The sequence below is a fragment of the Dietzia sp. genome, assembly GCF_036741115.1.
Lineage (GTDB): Bacteria > Actinomycetota > Actinomycetes > Mycobacteriales > Mycobacteriaceae > Dietzia.
On sequence record NZ_DAINST010000009.1, the window covers coordinates 40,422 to 56,845 of the forward strand.

The 16,424-nt window shown below is 69.6% G+C and carries 19 protein-coding genes and 1 tRNA gene; 9 read left to right on the forward strand and 11 right to left on the reverse strand.

Translation table 11 applies throughout. The features are described 5' to 3' along the window. Positions 1 to 8 precede the first annotated feature (8 nt). The 4 genes from V7E05_RS02785 to V7E05_RS02800 all read left to right on the forward strand — a co-directional run bounded on the left by V7E05_RS02785 (position 9) and on the right by V7E05_RS02800 (position 4,086). Positions 9 to 1,391 (forward strand): GAF domain-containing sensor histidine kinase, encoded by a 1,383-nt coding sequence (locus V7E05_RS02785; RefSeq protein ID WP_333618148.1) that lies wholly within the window; start codon positions 9 to 11, stop codon positions 1,389 to 1,391. Then, a complete protein-coding gene (locus V7E05_RS02790) occupies positions 1,388 to 2,035 on the forward strand; it encodes a response regulator transcription factor (protein WP_333618149.1) in 648 nt (215 codons plus the stop codon). The genes V7E05_RS02785 and V7E05_RS02790 overlap by 4 nt, the downstream gene beginning before the upstream one ends. Before the next feature lie 200 nt (positions 2,036 to 2,235). Then, complete coding sequence (locus tag V7E05_RS02795; protein ID WP_442891579.1) at positions 2,236 to 3,456, forward strand: Nramp family divalent metal transporter; 1,221 nt, start codon at positions 2,236 to 2,238, stop codon at positions 3,454 to 3,456. 54 nt (positions 3,457 to 3,510) lie between these two features. After that, positions 3,511 to 4,086, forward strand: a complete 576-nt coding sequence (locus tag V7E05_RS02800) for a dihydrofolate reductase family protein (protein WP_333618150.1) — start codon at positions 3,511 to 3,513, stop codon at positions 4,084 to 4,086. A 15-nt stretch (positions 4,087 to 4,101) separates the two neighbouring features. On the opposite strand, the gene V7E05_RS02805 is transcribed toward V7E05_RS02800, so the two are convergent. Both V7E05_RS02805 and V7E05_RS02810 read right to left on the reverse strand, forming a co-directional pair. After that, complete coding sequence (locus V7E05_RS02805) at positions 4,102 to 4,812, reverse strand: metal-dependent transcriptional regulator (protein ID WP_333618151.1); 711 nt, start codon at positions 4,810 to 4,812, stop codon at positions 4,102 to 4,104. Between the two features lie 277 nt (positions 4,813 to 5,089). Beyond that, positions 5,090 to 5,171 (reverse strand) — tRNA-Leu (locus V7E05_RS02810). Between the two features lie 46 nt (positions 5,172 to 5,217). On the opposite strand from V7E05_RS02810, the gene V7E05_RS02815 reads away from it, so the two are divergent. Then, positions 5,218 to 5,823, forward strand: coding sequence for a hypothetical protein (locus V7E05_RS02815; protein ID WP_333618152.1), 606 nt, complete (start codon positions 5,218 to 5,220; stop codon positions 5,821 to 5,823). Next, positions 5,820 to 6,197 carry a DUF3817 domain-containing protein gene (locus tag V7E05_RS02820; RefSeq protein ID WP_333618153.1) on the forward strand — a complete coding sequence of 126 codons (378 nt, stop codon included), beginning with the start codon at positions 5,820 to 5,822 and terminating at the stop codon, positions 6,195 to 6,197. Before V7E05_RS02815 ends, V7E05_RS02820 begins: the two co-directional genes overlap by 4 nt. Positions 6,198 to 6,255: 58 nt before the next feature. Here the strand turns inward: V7E05_RS02820 and V7E05_RS02825 are convergent, their stop codons facing one another. The 9 genes from V7E05_RS02825 to clpS form a co-directional block, all read right to left on the reverse strand. Further along, entirely contained in the window at positions 6,256 to 6,603 is a 348-nt protein-coding gene (locus V7E05_RS02825) for a YrhK family protein (protein ID WP_333618154.1), read from the reverse strand. A 34-nt stretch (positions 6,604 to 6,637) separates the two neighbouring features. Further along, on the reverse strand, positions 6,638 to 7,414 hold the full coding sequence (locus V7E05_RS02830; protein WP_333618155.1) for a DUF1345 domain-containing protein: 777 nt from the start codon (positions 7,412 to 7,414) through the stop codon (positions 6,638 to 6,640). A 61-nt stretch (positions 7,415 to 7,475) separates the two neighbouring features. After that, a complete protein-coding gene (gene rdgB / locus V7E05_RS02835) occupies positions 7,476 to 8,111 on the reverse strand; it encodes an RdgB/HAM1 family non-canonical purine NTP pyrophosphatase (RefSeq protein ID WP_333618156.1) in 636 nt (211 codons plus the stop codon). Positions 8,112 to 8,113: 2 nt separating this feature from the next. After that, positions 8,114 to 8,878 (reverse strand): ribonuclease PH, encoded by a 765-nt coding sequence (gene rph, locus V7E05_RS02840; RefSeq protein WP_333618157.1) that lies wholly within the window; start codon positions 8,876 to 8,878, stop codon positions 8,114 to 8,116. A 36-nt stretch (positions 8,879 to 8,914) separates the two neighbouring features. Beyond that, positions 8,915 to 9,697 (reverse strand): MBL fold metallo-hydrolase, encoded by a 783-nt coding sequence (locus V7E05_RS02845; RefSeq protein ID WP_333618158.1) that lies wholly within the window; start codon positions 9,695 to 9,697, stop codon positions 8,915 to 8,917. A gap of 74 nt (positions 9,698 to 9,771) precedes the next feature. After that, positions 9,772 to 10,650 (reverse strand): glutamate racemase, encoded by an 879-nt coding sequence (murI, locus tag V7E05_RS02850; RefSeq protein ID WP_333618159.1) that lies wholly within the window; start codon positions 10,648 to 10,650, stop codon positions 9,772 to 9,774. Next, on the reverse strand, positions 10,647 to 11,303 hold the full coding sequence (locus V7E05_RS02855; protein ID WP_333618160.1) for a rhomboid family intramembrane serine protease: 657 nt from the start codon (positions 11,301 to 11,303) through the stop codon (positions 10,647 to 10,649). Before V7E05_RS02855 ends, murI begins: the two co-directional genes overlap by 4 nt. Continuing rightward, positions 11,300 to 12,094 (reverse strand): DUF2017 family protein, encoded by a 795-nt coding sequence (locus tag V7E05_RS02860; RefSeq protein WP_333618161.1) that lies wholly within the window; start codon positions 12,092 to 12,094, stop codon positions 11,300 to 11,302. The genes V7E05_RS02855 and V7E05_RS02860 overlap by 4 nt, the downstream gene beginning before the upstream one ends. Positions 12,095 to 12,098: 4 nt before the next feature. Beyond that, positions 12,099 to 12,491, reverse strand: a complete 393-nt coding sequence (clpS, locus tag V7E05_RS02865) for an ATP-dependent Clp protease adapter ClpS (protein WP_442891578.1) — start codon at positions 12,489 to 12,491, stop codon at positions 12,099 to 12,101. Positions 12,492 to 12,598: 107 nt separating this feature from the next. Between clpS and V7E05_RS02870 the strand changes: the two genes are divergently transcribed. The 3 genes from V7E05_RS02870 to V7E05_RS02880 form a co-directional block, all read left to right on the forward strand. After that, positions 12,599 to 13,867: a nicotinate phosphoribosyltransferase gene (locus tag V7E05_RS02870; protein WP_333618168.1), complete on the forward strand. Its 1,269-nt coding sequence runs from the start codon at positions 12,599 to 12,601 to the stop codon at positions 13,865 to 13,867. After that, a complete protein-coding gene (locus tag V7E05_RS02875) occupies positions 13,864 to 14,451 on the forward strand; it encodes an isochorismatase family protein (RefSeq protein WP_333618162.1) in 588 nt (195 codons plus the stop codon). The genes V7E05_RS02870 and V7E05_RS02875 overlap by 4 nt, the downstream gene beginning before the upstream one ends. 67 nt (positions 14,452 to 14,518) lie before the next feature. Continuing rightward, a partial coding sequence (locus tag V7E05_RS02880; protein WP_333618163.1) for an ATP-dependent DNA helicase occupies positions 14,519 to 16,424 on the forward strand: 1,906 nt, incomplete at its 3' end.

Consider the following 16,424-nt stretch of genomic DNA (forward strand, 5'->3'; position numbering starts at 1 on the left):
CGCCGACGATGGCGAGAATCGACGCCCAGGGCCGCCATCCGGCCCGTACCGCCTCCGACCTCGCACGCCTCACTGGTGTGCGCTCGGGAAAGCGTTCGTATTACCGGGAGTTCGTTCGTTCGGACGGACGCACCAAGCGAACAGTCCGTGCTCTCGACGCGATCTCTCATGCGCTCGTCCGGACGAGCGAGGGGCCGCGTGGGCTCATGGACGATATCGCGCGAGCCGCCGGGGAACAGCTCGTCGCGAGATGGAGCATCCTCTGCCTCCGCGATGGCAAGGTCCCTTGGGCGAGCCCGCGCTTCGTCGTTGTCGACTCCGCCGGGCGACCTTGCGCACCGGACCGCGTCCCGGCCGAGCTCGTCCCCGAAATCGAGGACCTCCGCGCAGGAGCGGTCGATCCCGAGGCCGACGCGCGTTGGGTCCGCGCGGCGCTCACGGTCGACGGCGAGGACATCGGTGCGCTCGAGGTCTTCCACGGCCTCGATTCCGCCCCCGACGAAGGCGATCTCGCGCTCCTCCGCATCCTCGCCAACCAGGCAGCCGTCGCACTTCGTACCTTCGAGCTCTACCAGTCCGGGATCGACCTGCAGCACCGCGCGGCGCAGCTATACGACGAGGTGTCCACCTACGCCCGCGACCTCGCCACGAGCGCCACGCAGCTGCAACTCACCAAAGCCCAGCTCGTCGCCGCCGACCAGCGGGCACTCGTCGATTCCGAGCGGCACCGTATCGCGAGGGAGCTCCACGATTCGGTGTCGCAGATCGTGCTCAGCGCGGGCCTCGCCGTCGATCTCGCGCGACTCGACTCCGCAGAACTCGGCTCTCGGTCCGCGCACGTCACCTCTCGCCTCGACCAGGCCAAGGAGCTCACGAGCGAGGCGATGCATCAGCTGAGGGCTGCGATCTACGCGTTGCACCACACCGAGAGGAGCGCCTCGCCGGCCTCGCTCTCCGACCTGCTCGAGGACATGGCGGACGGATACCGACCGCAGCTCGATATCTCCATCCGGGTGCGTTCGACCTCTGAGTCGATTCCGGAGGATGTCGAGCACGAGCTCGCCAGGATCGCCGGCGAGGCGCTCTTCAACGTCGTCACCCATGCCCGTGCCTCCCGCGCCGTTGTCTCGGTGCGCGGAACCGGCACGGCCGTTGCGCTCTCCATCAGCGATGACGGCGTGGGCGACGCCCGCTCTTTGCGTCAGGCACTTGAGGTCGAGCAGAGATCTGCCGGCGGTATCGGGCACCGCGGCCTCGCCAATATGGCGTCCCGCGCCGCCGAACTCGGGGCCGACCTGAGGATCCGGCGGTCGAGCTTGGGCGGAATCCAGGTCAAGGTGAGCATTCCGCTGGGTTCCGAGAGCGAACCCGACGCCGAAGAGGCCTCATGAGCGGGCAGACCATCACGTGCGTGCTCATCGACGACCACGCGATCGTGCGCCAAGGCCTTCGCTCCCTGCTCGAGCGTGAGGACGATATCGATGTGGTCGGTGACGCGGCCGACGGCCAGTCGGCGCTCCAGCTGATTGCCTCCGCCCTGCCGCATGTCGCGGTGCTCGACCTCAAGCTCTCCGCTCGCTCCGATACCGAAAGACTCGATCTGTGCTCGACCATCGTGTCCAACTATCCAGGCGTCGCGGTCCTCATCCTCACCACGTTTCTCGACGAAGCGCTCATCATCGACGCCATCCGCCGAGGAGCCAAGGGGTACGTCGTCAAAGACGTCGACACCTCAGCGGTGGTCTCGGCGATCAGGGAACTCAGTGCGGGTCGCTCGTACTTTGACGGCCGCTCTTCGACTGCCATCATCCGAGGCATCCACTCTCCGGACGAGCCCGCCGAGAACACGCTTACTTCGAGGGAGCTCGAGGTACTCGAACTCGTTGCCGCGGGGATGTCGAACCGCCAGATAGGCGAAGCACTTTTCATCTCCTCCGCAACCGCGAAGTTCCACGTTGGCAACATCCTCCGCAAGCTCGGCGCAACGCGGCGCACCGAAGCCGTCCACACTGCCGGGAAACTCGGCCTCCTCTAGCCACCTTGCCCGCCCCGACGTGCGGGGACACCCCTGCCGTGCCGTGTTCCGATCGGCGAGTACGGCTGCTACCATTGGCGAACTACGACACGCCGAAGTTTTTGTTCGGCGCTCTCGAACAGCACGACGGCCGAGCAGCACGCGGGGAGGTGGCGGACTTGTCGATCGCTATTCCCGAGCGAGGCGGCGGCACCGCAGGGATCTCGCCTACCCCGCGGCACCCCGCGTGGCTCATCGGCCCGGCGCTCGTCGCCGGGGTCGCCTACCTCGACCCGGGCAACGTCGCCGTCAACATGTCGGCCGGCGCGAAGTTCGGCTATCTCCTCGTCTGGGTGCTCGTCGCCGCGAACGCCGCCGCGTGGCTCATCCAGTACATGTCCGCGAAGCTCGGTCTCGCCACGGGCGCGAGCCTCGCCGAGCTCCTCGGCGAGCGCTTCACGTCGAACACGGCACGCAGGCTCTACGGACTGCAGGCGCAGTTCGTGGCCATCGCCACCGACATCGCGGAGGTCATCGGCGGGGCCGTTGCGCTGTGGATCCTCTTTGACATCCCGCTCGTCGCCGGCGCGATCATCACCGGCGTGGTGTCGACGATCCTGCTGCAGGTCCAGGCGCGGCGCGGGGCCCGGCCTTTCGAATTCGCGATCGTCACGCTCATGGGCGTCATCGCCGTCGGCTTCGGTTATGGGCTCGTGCTCGCGCCACCGCCCGCGGGCGACGCCATCGGCGGGCTACTCCCCCGCTTCGACGGCGGGCACTCGGTTCTTCTCGCCGCTTCGATTATGGGCGCAACCGTCATGCCACACGCGATCTACGCGCATTCCTCGCTCGCACGTGATCGCTTCGGTGTGGACAGGAAGCTCCCGCTCCTCCACCTCATCAAGGCCACGCGCATCGATGTCACGGTCGCGCTGTCCATCGCGGGTTTCGTCAACCTCGCGATCCTCCTCGTCGCGGCGAGGGTACTCCCCGGCGTCGAGGGCACGGACTCGCTCGAGGGGGCGCACTCGGCAATCAGCTCGGCGCTCGGCGCCGGGGCCGGTTTCATGTTCGCCATCGGGCTCCTCGCCTCGGGTCTCGCCTCTACAGCCGTCGGGGCCTACGCCGGAAGCGACATCATGGGCGGCCTCCTGCGCTCGCGGCTCACGCTGCTCGGCCGGCGCCTCGTCACCATGATCCCCGCGATCGCGATCCTCGCCTGCGGCGTCGACCCGACGTTCGCGCTGGTCCTCAGCCAGGTGATCCTCTCGTTCGGCATCCCCTTCGCTCTCATCCCGCTCGTCTGGCTCACCTCACGCAGGGAGGTCATGGGAGAGGCCGTCAACTCGCGGATCACCACGGCGATCGGCTGGTTCATCACCGCGGCGATCGTGGTTCTCAACGTCACGCTCATCGTCCTGCAGCTCACGGGCGCGGGATAGCGGTTCGGCACGTTCGGACAAAGATCCCTCGCCGCGATCGGCCACGCTCGGGGCATGGACACGACAGCACCCACCACGCGGCGCGTGGTGATCTCCCAGAACATCACCCTCGACGGATCCATCGAGATGCTCGACGATTGGTTCGACCCTCAGGAGAGCAACGAAGCCGAGCTCGAGGTGCTCTTCGAGCAGAGCCAGCGTTGCGAGTTCCTCCTCCTCGGGCGGCAGACATTCGAGGATTTCCGCGGCTATTGGCCGGAGGTCGAAGACGACGCGACCGGGATCAGCTCGGACCTCGACGAGCAGGAGAAGCTCGTGGTCTCCTCGACCCTCACCGATCCGGCCTGGCAGCGGAGCCGGGTCCTCTCGAGCGACTGGATCGAGGAGGTACGCCGACTCACGGCCGAGCCGGGTCAGGACATCGTGGTGACCGGCAGCATCCGCGTGTGCCACGCCCTGATCTCCGCGGGCCTCGTAGTCGAATACCGCCTCTACGTGGTCCCCTACGTCCAGGGACGAGGCCGTCGGCTGTTCCCGGACGGCACGACCATTCCCGACCTGGATCTCGTCGAATCACAAGCATTCAGCAACGGCCACGCGCTGCTCGTGTACAAGGCGGGCATCAACTAGCCGGGCGGCACGCCCCTAGTCGAGCGGCTGCACCCACACCGCATCCGCGGCTGCCCGGCCGAGCGGCAGCCTCGGCCACTCGGCGCCACCGGCGTTGCCCTCGAACTCGTCGTCTGCACGGATGACGATCTCCACGGTGTCCGAATACGGCGCCGCGGGACGCGTCTCGATCTCACAACCCCAGCGGATTCCGTGCTCGGCGAAGAATTGCAACAGCCCCGGATCGTCGTCGGCGATACGTTCGACGCGGGCGCGTCTGTCGGCGCCGAGGCTCCCGAGCGGAACCGCGGTCGGCCGCTCGATCTCGCCCGCGGCCGTTGGAATCGTGTCGCCGTGCGGATCCCGCGTCGGGTGACCGAGGTGCACGTCGATCCGCTCGACGAGGAAGTCGGAGACCGCGTGCTCGAGCGCCTCGGCCTCGTCGTGCACCTGGTCCCATTCGTAGCCGAGCACGTCGACGAGGAAAGTCTCGATCAAACGGTGGCGGCGGACCATGGCCACTGCATGAGCGCGCCCCTCCGGCGTCAGGTTGACCGACCCGTAGCGCGCGTGCTCGAGCAGCCCCTGCTCGGTGAGCTTGCGGATGGCATCCGACGCAGTGGAGAGCTTGACGCCGACCCGCGCCGCCACCGTCGACGCCGTGACCGGCTCGTCCGACCACTCCGCGAGACTCCACACTGCCTTGACGTAGTTCTGGCTGCTCTCGGACAACGTCGACACGGACATGCGGAGAATGCTAACAAACACGAGAGTTCGTCCCACCGAACCGAAACGGGGGCCGCGGCCGCCTCGAGGGACCTGCGCTCGGGCCATGCGCCCCCCCCGAACTCCTCGAGGCCCTCGACCGCTGGGAGGCCTCCGGCGGCCACATCAAGCTGCTCTCCGAGCGCGACGGCACCGCCCTGTTCGGGCTCTACACGTGTGACGGCGGAGAGCTCATGTCCCGGGCGAGCGGACCGATGTCGGAGGAGCTCCGAACATTCCTCGCGAGTATAGGAAAAAGTGCGCCCGGGGAGACTTGAACTCCCACGTCCGAAGACACTGGAACCTAAATCCAGCGCGTCTGCCAGTTCCGCCACGGGCGCTTGACCGGAATTAGCATACGCGGCGCCAGGCGGTATCGTTACATGCGTGTCGGGCACGCGTGATCACCAGCAGGATTCCACGGAGACGGCGCCCCGCAGGGACGTCGCCGCCGAGGTCCATCCGCTGCTCCGCGCGAGGAAATCCCGTGCGGACCGCTCGCAGGACGGCGCGGCGAATGCAAAGTCGGGCAAGAAGCCCGGTCTCAACAAGAAGGCCTTCCTCACGGTCGTCGTTATCGGCGCCGTCGTCTGCCTGCTCATGGGCTATTGGCAGCTCAGCCGCTGGAACTCCGCGCAGGGCACGTACATGAATCTCGGCTACTCCATCGAGTGGCCGTTCTTCGCGATCTTCCTCGTTTTCCTCTACAAGCGGCTCTCCCGGCTCGAGGAGATGCGCGCAGAAGCTCTTCGTTCCGGCTCGACCATCCACGAGCGCTACACCGCCTCCCCCGAATCCGGCCGCCGCGCCGACGGCGTGCAGACGGAGATCCCGGAGAGCTTCCTGCCGCAGGCGGCAAGGGCCGGAACGGGTGTGGAGGAGCCGCTCGATCCGACCCTGTCCGAATACAACAGCTACCTCGCCTCCCTCGAGGGCGAGCCCGCCCGCTCAGGGCACGCTCACAGCACATCCGCGGAAGGACACTCGCGTTGACCACCCCCGAGACCGATCAGGTCGCCGATCCCGAGGCCCAGCTCAAGAAGATCTCCGGCGCGCTCACTCGCTACCGCATCCTCGCCTGGACCACCGGCATCTGGCTGCTCCTGCTCGTCGCCGAGATGATCGCCTATTACGGCTTCGGCGTCGAGAACCTCAAGTGGATCGCCATCGTCCACGGGTGGATGTACATGGCGTACCTGCTCTTCACCCTCGACCTCGGCGTCAAGGTCCGCTGGCCGTGGGGCAAGCTGCTCCTCACCTGCCTCGCCGGCACAATCCCGTTCCTGTCGTTCTACTTCGAACACATCCGTTCGCGGGAGGTCAAGGCCCAGATCGAAGAGGCCAAGCGCTCGGTCGGTCTGGCCTGACGGCGACCGCCGTTCGGCGCCCGGCGGCCACTGCAGCAGCGGCGGCTGAAACCGCAGCCTAGAAATCCATCGCCGTCTCGTGGGCTGGCGCTCCGTTCAACTTCTGCAGGTGGTCCCTGCGCGTGAGGCGGATCGCGGGGCGGAGGATCATCTGGATGCTGCCGATGAGAAACAGGCAGGTCGCCGCAAAAGTCGTCCTGTCGGAGAAGAACAGAATCGAACCGACGATAAACCAGATCGCGATCACGATGTCGTTGCAAATGCTCGCGATCTCGTAGCGCTGGCGGATCTCGAGTTCGTGGTGACCGACCCGCAGCTCGACGGTCGACGGCTTCGCGTGGTGCCTCTCCGAGCGGCCGGAAGAATTGCCGGGCTGCGCGCCGTTTCCGTATTGGTCCGGAGCCATGCCGCCATGGTGGCAGATCGGCCGAGCCGGCTGGTCAGAATAGGCCGACGATGAGGCTCACCGTCGTGGCGACGATGGTCGTTCCGTAGATGTACGCGAGGAACGTGTGTTGGAGCACGAGCTTGCGGAACTCGGTGGTGATCACCGCAGGGTCGGAGACGGCGAAGGACATGCCGATCGTGAAGGCGATGTATGCGAAATCCGCGTAGCACGGGCGCTTATTCTCGTTGAAGTACACGCCGTCGGGCGGATCCACAGAATAGTACAACGCCGCGTACCGCAGCGTGAACATCGTGTGGAGCAACACCCAGGACGCGGCCACGGTGGCGAGTGCGAGCACGGCGTAGGCGAAGCCCACGTGCTTACTCACATGCGAAGTCGCGACGATGAGGATGACGACGGCGATGATGGACGCGACGTTGACGGACAGGAGCAGCAGCTCCCGCGCGGCCCGCGAGGGATCCTCGACCTGGGCGTGCTTCCTCGTCTCCTCGGCGTCCATCCGGGAGATCGAGCGCCAGACGAGGACGTCGTAGAGCACGGCCGCGACGAACCAGCCCGCCGCAGGCGCCACCATCCACCCCAATGCCGGGCTCGCGACGAACATGACGGCGAGGCCGACGACGAACATTGCGACGAAGCGGATTCGTGAGCGCCGCACGCGCGGGTGTGCGGCAGGGCGGGGCAGGGTCGGCTCAGTGGACCCGGCTGCCGCGCCCAGGTGCCCGCTGTTCTCCTCGTATCCGCGCCGCCGCGCCGGGGGTTCGTCCCGGGCGAATCGTGCGTCGCGGCGACGAAAGAAATAGGACATGCCGCCCATCCTGCCAGTGCCCACCGGCCGGCGCCGGGCCTTCGTCGGGCGCGCGCCCGGCTCAGTTCGTGGGGAGCTCCTCGCCCGCAGCGAGCGCGCGCAGTGCGGGGAGCAGGGCGCGGAGAGCACGTCCGCGGTGGGAGTCGGCGTCCTTCTCCTCCGGGCTCAGCTCGGCCGCCGAGCGCTCGGAGCCTGCGGGCAGGAACAGCGAGTCGTAGCCGAACCCGCTCGAACCGCGGGGCGCCCGGAGGATCTCGCCCTCCCATCGGCCCTCGGTGACCGTCTCTCCGGCGCCACCAGGCACCACGAGCGCGACGGTCGAGACGAAGGCGGCGCCGCGGCGCTCGTCGGGCACGTCCCCGAGCTGGCCGAGGAGAAGCGCGTTGTTCGCCTCGTCGTCGCCGTGACCGCCCGACCAGCGCGCGGAGAGCACCCCCGGCATGCCGCCCAGCGCATCAACGGCGATCCCCGAATCGTCAGCGAGGCACGGCAGCCCCGTCGCCGCGGCGCCGGAGCGTGCCTTGATCAGCGCGTTCTCCGTGAAGGTCGCCCCCGTCTCGGGCTCTTCCGGATACTCGGGCACGGAGTCGAGCCCGACCGGCTCGATCCCCTCGACCCCGGCGGCGTCGAGCACCCGCCGGAGCTCGACGAGCTTTTTCGCGTTCCTGCTCGCCACGAGCAGCCGCACGGCGGCCACCGCTACTTCGCCTGAGTGGGCGAGGGGAGCTCGCCCGGGTACGGCGCATCGAGCGCCTTCGCCTGCATCTCGATGAGCTCCGCGATCCCCTTCTGCCCGAGATCGAGCATCGCCGACATCGCGTCGCGGTCGAAGGGCTCGCCTTCGGCAGTGCCCTGCACCTCGACGAGCTTGCCGCCGGAGAACCCGACGATGTTGAGGTCGACCTCGGCCCGCGAATCCTCCTCGTACGGGAGGTCGAGGCGCACGTCCCCGTCGATCACTCCGACGCTCACCGCAGCGACGTGGCCCGTGAGCGGGTTGCCGCTCACGCTTCCCGCGGACTGGAGCCACGTGACGGCGTCGGCCAGCGCCACGTAGGCGCCCGTGATCGCCGCGGTCCTCGTCCCGCCATCCGCCTGCAGCACGTCGCAGTCGAGGGCGATGGTGTTCTCACCGAGCGCCGACAGATCGATCGCCGCGCGGAGCGAGCGACCGACGAGCCGGGAGATCTCCTGGGTCCGCCCGGAGACCTTCCCCTTGACGGATTCTCGGCGGGAGCGCTCGTGGGTGGCGGCCGGGAGCATGGCGTACTCCGCCGTCAACCAGCCGAGGCCCGAGCCCTTCCGCCAGCGGGGAACGCCCTGCTCGACGCTCGCGGTGCACATGACCCGGGTGTTCCCGAACTCCACGAGCACGCTGCCAGCGGGGTGAGAGGTGAACCCGCGGGTGATGGATACGTTCCTCAGTTCGTCTGCGGCTCTGCCGTCTGCGCGTTGCGTAGTCACGGGGACCAGGGTACGTGCGGTGCGTCGGCGGCCGAATCAGTAGTCGAGGGTGAACTGCAGGCCCGGCTCGGCGACGAGGATCTCGCCGGAGAATTCGGCGCGGGCCTCGCGCTCGACCGCGGCGGTGTCGGTCCACGGCGGGATGTGGGTGAGCACGAGCATCCGGACGCCCGCCTCGCGCGCCGTGCGGCCGGCTTCCGTGCCGGACATGTGCACGCCCTCGGGGTGCTCCCCCGGGTGCTCCCACGATGCCTCGCAGAGCAGCACGTCGCTGCCGCGGGCGAGGTCGATCAGCTCCGAGCAGAACGCCGTGTCCCCGGAGAACGTGAGCGAGGCGCCGTAGGGGGTGTCGATCCGGATCGCGAAGCTCAGCGGCGGGTGGAAGACCTTGGCCGTGCGGACGGAGGCGACGTGCACGCCGTCCTCCCCGTGCAGTTCGACGGGGTTCTCCGGGTCCCAGTCGTGCATCGCGAGGGTATCCGAGACGTCGTCCACCTCGTCGACGGATTCTGCCGAGGCGCGGCCGAGCCGCTCGGCGGCGCCGGCGGGCGCGTAGACCTCCGCGCGCTCGGCGTAGGTGTTGGGGCCGAAGCGCCGCCACACTAGGAGCGCGGGGACGTCGAGGCAGTGGTCGGCGTGGAGGTGGCTGAGGAACAGCGTCGCCGAACCCGGGTCGATATGGCGCTGGAGCCGCCCGATACTGCCCGGCCCGAGGTCCATGACGATGGGCCTGTAGCCGGGGAGCTCCACGAGGTAACACGAGGCCGTGGATTGCGGGCCCGAGAGTGAGCCCGAACTACCGATGACGGTCAGCTGCATGAACCCATGGTGCCAGATGTGCCGCGCGCGAACGCAGGCTACGTCCCTACCCCGGGCCCCCGGTTCGATCCCGGTCAACCCACGTCGAGATGCCCGGCCCTGCCCACTCCGGGGCCGAGGAAGCGCTTGGCGAGGTTCGTGAACCGGTACGGGTCGCCCGTGGACAGGAATTCGCGGATCACGGGCACCTGCTCCTCCCCCTCAGCGGAGAGCGACGCGGGCTCGGCGAGTGCGCCCTTTTCCGTCAACACCGCGAGAAGATCCTTCGCGGTCTCCTCCGCCGAGGAGACGAGCGACACCTCGGGCCCGAGCGACAGCTGGATGACGCCGGACAGCAGCGGATAGTGCGTGCAGCCAAGGACCACGGTGTCGGAGTCCGCGGCGCGAAGCGGGGCGAGGTAGGCCTCCGCGAGCCCGAGGATCTGCCGCCCCGAAGTGATGCCGCGCTCGACGAAATCGACGAATCTCGGACAGGCCACGGCAGTCGCGTCGACCCCGCGTTCGGCGAAGGCGCGCTGGTATGCGCCAGAGGCGACCGTGCCCTGCGTGCCGATGACCCCGATCCGCCCCGAGCGCGTCGTGGCGACGGCGCGGCGCACGGCCGGCGTGATGACTTCGACGACGGGCACTTCGTAGCGCTCGCGGAGCACGTCGAGGCTCGCCGCGGTCGCCGTGTTGCATGCGATGACCAGCGCCTTGACGCCGCGCTCGACGAGCGCATCGGCCACCGCGACCGAATGGCGCCTGGCCTCGGCGAGCGGCAGCGGGCCGTACGGCCCATTCGCCGTGTCCCCGACGTACACGATCCCCTCGCCGGGCAGCTGGTCCATCACCGAACGCGCGACGGTGAGTCCCCCGACCCCGGAGTCGAAGATGCCGATCGGCGCGCTGTTGTCCGTTCTGCCCGCACTCGGCTCGGGGCCCGAATCGCTCGTGACGGCGGAGGTGCTCATCGCGCGGACGCCGCCTTGCCGCGGCCGAGGCGGGACGCCGCGAACACGCCGCCGATGGCGCCACCGAGGTGCCCCTGCCACGAGATGCCCTCGTTGCCGAACGGGACGATCCCGCCGACGATGACGAGGCCGTAGTACACCGCCGCCGCCAGGCCGACGAGGATGTGCAGCGGCCGGCGGGTGAACGCGCCGCGCACGACGACGTAGACGATGTACGCGAAGACGATCCCCGAGGCGCCGAGGTGCACCGTCCCGGTCCCGCCGATGAGCCACGTGAGGGCGCCGGAGAGGATCCAGCCGGCGGCCGTCACGAGGAGGAAGTTCTTGAATCCCGAGAGCGCGATGATCGAGCCGATCACGAGCAGCGGGATGGTGTTGCCGATGAGGTGCGCCCAATTCGCGTGCAGCAGCGGTGCGAGGAGGATGCCTGTGAGTCCGTCGACGCTGAGCGGGTGGACGCCCTCGTTGTCGAGGCTGCCGCCGAGAAGCTGGTCGATGCCCTCGAGCACCCACATAGTGGCGAGCATGATGCCGAGGGTGATGAAGGCGGCGGAGCGGCCGGTGCTCGGCCGCCGCTTGTCGATGCCAGCGTTCCGCACGGGGGCCGCACCGAGTCCCGGCACGCTGCCCGGGCCCTGAAAGCTGCGGTTCATGAAGACATCGCCTCGATGAGATCTTCCTGCATCATCGCGCACCAGTGATAGGCCTGCCACGGCATAAACTCCTTGGAGTCCTCCGCCGGCATCTCCTCGGGCACCGCGGCCCGGTACCAGCCCGGACGCGGGGCGCCGTTGGAGCCGAGGTCGGCGGCGCCGGGGGCGTCGGCCGCGCGGATGAGGAGCTCGCCGAGCACGAGCCGGACGTCGTTGAGGGACTGCAGCCACGCGAGCGCCTGCTCCTCGTTGAGCGAAATCGAGCCGCCCCTGCTCGGCACCGAGCGGATGAGGGTCTCGCCCGCGATGAGCTTGCTCTCGACGATCTCCGGTTCGTGGAGCATGCGCATCGCGGCGTTCTCGCGATCGACCTCCGCGGCGTCGGGCCCGCTGTTCTCCGGGGCGGTGCCGTCGCCGGCGCTGGCGCCGTCTCCGGAACCGGCACCTGCGCCGTCATCCGCGGCCGTACCTTCGCCCAGATCGCCTTCGCCGCTGCCGCCTTCGCCGGAGTCCTCCGGCCGCGGCCGCGCACGCGGGGTGCCTGCGGGCGGGAGGAAATCGGGGACGAGCCGCGCGAGCGGCGGATACTCGGGCGCCTCGGAATTGCCCGAACGGATCCCGGTGATCTTCGCCAGCTCGTCCTGCTCCCCGGCCTCGAGACGCGTACGCAGGAGCTGCATGACCTCGGCGACGACCTCCTTGACGAGCATCGCCTCGCCGGGCTCGATCCGCGCCTTGAAGCGGACGCCCCGCAGCCCGGACTTGCGGGCGAATCTCCGTTGCCGCTCCACGTCTCTACTCCCCCTTCTGCAGGGTCGCCCACAGGCCGGCCTCCTGCAGCTTCCGGACGGCGTTCTCCATGTCGTCCCGGCTCCCCGACGCCACGGCACACTTGCCCTCGTTGTGGATCGCGAGCATGAGATCGTGGGCCTTGCCCCTGTCATAACCGAAGGTGCGCTGGAGAACGAAGGTCACGTAGCTCATGAGGTTGACCGGGTCGTCCCAGACTACGCACACCCATGGGTTGTTCTCGCCGCCCGAGAGCTCCGTGGTCTCCTCGACGGCAGGGCTGGCGAGGGGCGCCGGAGAGGAGGCCGACAAAGCAGCGGCCGGAGACGCCGACGGGGACACGAGCGAACCCGCCGGCGGTTCCGCCACGGCGGCATCCATGGACCATGCGCAGTACATGCCCCAACGATACGTGCGCCCCGGCGACGCGCGCCCGTAACCTTGAGCCCGTGAGCACCCAGGCAGCCCCCTCCACCGCCCTCCTGACGGACCACTACGAGCTGACGATGATCCGCGCGGCTCTGGCCGACGGCACGGCGGACCGCCGCTGCACCTTCGAGGTCTTCGCCCGTCGTCTCCCGTTGCGCCGCAGGTACGGAGTAGTCGCCGGCATCGGCCGGCTGGTCGAGCGGCTCTCCGAATTCCGTTTCGGCGAGGCCGAGATCGCCGCGCTCGGAGACTCCATCGACGCCGCGACGCTCGAGTGGCTGCGCGGCTACCGGTTCCGCGGGGACATCGACGCCTACGCCGAGGGCGAGCTGTACTTCCCCAATTCCCCGATCCTCCGTGTCACCGGCGGCTTCGCCGAGTGCGTGATCCTCGAGACCCTCATCCTCTCGGTACTCAACCACGACTGCGCTGTCGCCTCCGCAGGCGCGCGCATGGTCTCGGTCGGGGACGGCCGCGCGCTCATCGAGATGGGCTCCCGGCGCGCGCACGAGGAGGCGGCGGTCGCCGCGGCACGTGCCGCGTACCTCACGGGGTTCACCTCGACCTCGAACCTCGAGGCCGAGCGCCGCTGGGGCGTCCCGTCCGCCGGGACGAGCGCCCACGCGTTCACGCTGCTGCACACCAGACCCTCGGGCGCCGACGAGAAGGCCGCGTTCCGCGCGCAGGTCGACGCTCTCGGCGTGGGCACCACGCTTCTCGTCGACACCTACGACATCACCCAGGGCGTCGCCAACGCCATCGAGGTCGCCGGCCCGCGGTTGGGCGCCGTCCGCATCGATTCGGGCGACCTCGGCGTCCTCGCCCGCCAGGTCCGGCGCCAGCTCGACGAGCTCGGCGCCGGGGACACGCGCATCGTCGTCTCCGGCGACCTCGACGAGTATGCCATTGCCGGCCTTCGCGCCGAGCCCGTCGACGCCTACGGCATCGGCACGCGCCTCGTCACCGGCTCGGGCGCGCCGACCGCGTCGATGGTCTACAAGCTCGTCGAGGTCGACGGCATCCCCGTGGCCAAGCGCTCCGCGCACAAGGAGACGCTGCCCGGGGCCAAGGACGCCTACCGCACCTACCGCTCGACGGGCACCGCGCTGGAGGAGGTACTCACACCCGTCGGCGCCGACGTCTCGGCCCTCGCCGAGGAGCCCCGCGTCAACGAGGTTCGGCCCCTCCTACGTCCGCTGTTCGTCGGCGGCGAACCGGTATCCGCGCTCCCCTCCCTCGAGGACTCGCGGCGGCTCCAGGCCGACGCTCGGATCACCTTGCCATGGGAAGGGCTCTCGCTCGCCGAGGGGGACCCGGCGCTCGCCGTCAGGGTGATCGGACGATGAGCCGCGCCGACGCGCTCCTGGTCGTCGACGTGCAGAACGATTTCTGCCCCGGCGGCGCCCTCGGCGTTGCCGGCGCCGACGGGGTCGCCGAGCGCGTCGCCGAACTGCTCGCCGGGGAGCACGGCTATCGGCTCGTCGTCGCGACCCGCGACATGCACGTCGACCCGGGCGCGCACTTCTCCGACACCCCGGATTTCGTGGACACCTGGCCCGTGCACTGCGTGCGAGGCACCGCGGGCGCCGAGCTGCGGCCCGAGCTCGCCGGGGTGCACTTCGACGCGATCTTCGACAAGGGCGCCTTCGAGGCTGCGTACTCGGGCTTCGAGGGCCGCCTCGCCGCCGGCGAGGGCGAGGGCGCCGCGCTTGCCGAGTGGCTGCGCGCCGCGGGTGTGCGGAGCGTGGACGTCGTGGGCATCGCCACCGATCACTGCGTGCGGGCCACCGCCTCCGACGCCCTGCGGGAGGGCTTTGTGACGGCGATCCGCGCAGACCTCACCGCGGCCGTCGACCCGCAGCGCGGCCGCGCAGCGCTCGACGAACTCGCCACCGACGGCGCGGAGATCCGCGGCCACCTGCAGTCCTGAGCGCCGGCTCGCCCCGCAGCCGCCGTCCGTTCCCGCCTCCCGGGCCGGGCCGTCTACCATTGCCCGAGTGAGTTCCGCCGATCTGCCCAGCGTCCCCGAGCTCCTCGACGCCGCCGTCACGGCCCTGGGGGGCTCGCGCCGCGAGGGGCAGATCGAGATGGCCAAGGCCGTCGCCAAGTCGATGGATACGGGCGAGCACCTCGCGGTCCAGGCGGGCACCGGCACCGGTAAATCTATGGCGTATCTCGTCCCCTCGATCCGGCACGCCGCGAGCTCGGGCACGCCAGTCGTCGTCTCCACTGCTACTCTCGCGCTGCAGAACCAGCTCGTCGAGCGAGACCTGCCGCGGCTCGTCGAGGCGCTCGAGCCCGAGCTCGGCACAGCGCCCGCGTTCGCGATCCTCAAGGGGCGAGGGAACTACCTCTGTCTCAACAAGATCCGCTCGGGCGGCAGCGCCGAGGAGGAGCTCGATCTCTTCGACGAGCCCGGCGCAGCCGCAGCCGCCGGCCCCACTTCGTGGCTCGGCAAGGAGATCTCGCGCCTGCACGACTGGGCGCAGGACACCGAGAGCGGCGACCGCGACGAGCTCACCCGCGGCGTCTCGGACCAGGCGTGGCGCCAAGTCTCCGTCACGGCACGCGAGTGCATGGGCTCGCTGTGCCCGGACGTGGAGGAATGCTTCGCCGAGGCCGCCCGCGACAGGGCCGCACAGGCCGATGTCGTGGTCACCAACCACGCGCTCCTCGCCATCGATGCGATGACCGACGCGTCGATCCTCCCCGAGCACGACGTAGTGGTCGTCGACGAGGCCCACGAGCTGTCCGACAGGGTCACGGGCGTGTCCACCGCCGAGCTCACGGGGGCAGCGGCGTCGGCGGCGGCGAAGCGCGCGCGGAAGCACGCCTCCGACGCCTCGGTGCAGCGCCTCGAGGAGGCCGCCGACGGCCTCGCCATGGTGCTCGCCGAAGAGAAGCGCGACCGCTGGGACCAGATCTCCGAGGACGCCGCGATGGCGATCAACGGAGTCCGCGAGGCCTCGGCGAACTGCCGCGCGACCATCGCCGCGTCGAAGCCGGGCGAGGCCGCGAACGATCCCGAGGGCGCCTCCGCACGCAAGCAGGCGGCCGCCGCTCTCGACGAGGTCACCGAGGCCGCCGAGCGCATCGTTTCCTCGTTCGACAAGCCCGTCACGGAGCGCCAGGAGATCGTCTGGCTCTCGGACGAGAATCGCCGCGGACTCGTGCTGCGGGTAGCGCCGCTCACCGTCGCCGGCCTGCTCCGCACCCGCCTCTTCGCCGAGTCCACCGTGGTGCTCACCTCCGCGACGCTCACCACCGGCGGCAATTTCGGCGCGCTCGCCACGGCGTGGGGCCTCCCCAGGGCAGAGGAGACGTCCGGGCGCCCCGGCCGCGCCGGTTCGGCGTCGAGCTCCACCGAGCTCCTCCCCGAGGCCGATGTCGGCACCGAGAGCGCCGTTCGTGCAGATGCAGGCGACTCGATAAAGGAAGAGGTCCATTTGCGCTGGACCGGCCTCGACGTCGGCTCCCCGTTCGACTACTCGCGCAACGCGATCCTCTACGTGGCCAAGCACCTCCCCGCACCCGGCCGCGACGGTGCCTCCCCCGAGACGAACGCGGAAATGGTCTCGCTCATCCGCGCCGCCGGCGGCCGCGCCCTCGGGCTGTTCTCCTCGATGCGCGGCGCCCGAGAGGCCGCCGAGCACCTGCGCGCGGAGCTCGACACGCCGGTCCTCCTCCAGGGCGAGGACTCCATGCCGAACCTCGTGCGTCGTTTCGCCGAGGACCCGGCGACCACGCTCGTCGGCACGTTGACGCTCTGGCAGGGCGTGGACGTCCCGGGGCCCTCGCTCTCCCTCGTCATCATCGACCGGATCCCGTTCCCCCGGCCCGACGACCCGCTGCTCTCCGCGCGGCAGCGCTCGATCGGCGCGCACGGCGGAAACGGATTCCTCG

Coding starts and splice junctions, on each gene's coding strand:
- V7E05_RS02800 (WP_333618150.1), top strand. CDS start 3,511: ATGGACACGACAGCACCCACCACGCGGCGCGTGGTGATCTCCCAGAAC.
- V7E05_RS02785 (WP_333618148.1), top strand. CDS start 9: ATGGCGAGAATCGACGCCCAGGGCCGCCATCCGGCCCGTACCGCCTCC.
- V7E05_RS02875 (WP_333618162.1), top strand. CDS start 13,864: ATGAGCCGCGCCGACGCGCTCCTGGTCGTCGACGTGCAGAACGATTTC.
- V7E05_RS02830 (WP_333618155.1), bottom strand. CDS start 7,414: ATGTCCTATTTCTTTCGTCGCCGCGACGCACGATTCGCCCGGGACGAA.
- murI (WP_333618159.1), bottom strand. CDS start 10,650: ATGAGCACCTCCGCCGTCACGAGCGATTCGGGCCCCGAGCCGAGTGCG.
- clpS (WP_442891578.1), bottom strand. CDS start 12,491: ATGTACTGCGCATGGTCCATGGATGCCGCCGTGGCGGAACCGCCGGCG.
- V7E05_RS02855 (WP_333618160.1), bottom strand. CDS start 11,303: ATGAACCGCAGCTTTCAGGGCCCGGGCAGCGTGCCGGGACTCGGTGCG.
- V7E05_RS02845 (WP_333618158.1), bottom strand. CDS start 9,697: ATGCAGCTGACCGTCATCGGTAGTTCGGGCTCACTCTCGGGCCCGCAA.
- V7E05_RS02790 (WP_333618149.1), top strand. CDS start 1,388: ATGAGCGGGCAGACCATCACGTGCGTGCTCATCGACGACCACGCGATC.
- V7E05_RS02805 (WP_333618151.1), bottom strand. CDS start 4,812: ATGTCCGTGTCGACGTTGTCCGAGAGCAGCCAGAACTACGTCAAGGCA.
- V7E05_RS02825 (WP_333618154.1), bottom strand. CDS start 6,603: ATGGCTCCGGACCAATACGGAAACGGCGCGCAGCCCGGCAATTCTTCC.
- V7E05_RS02870 (WP_333618168.1), top strand. CDS start 12,599: ATGATCCGCGCGGCTCTGGCCGACGGCACGGCGGACCGCCGCTGCACC.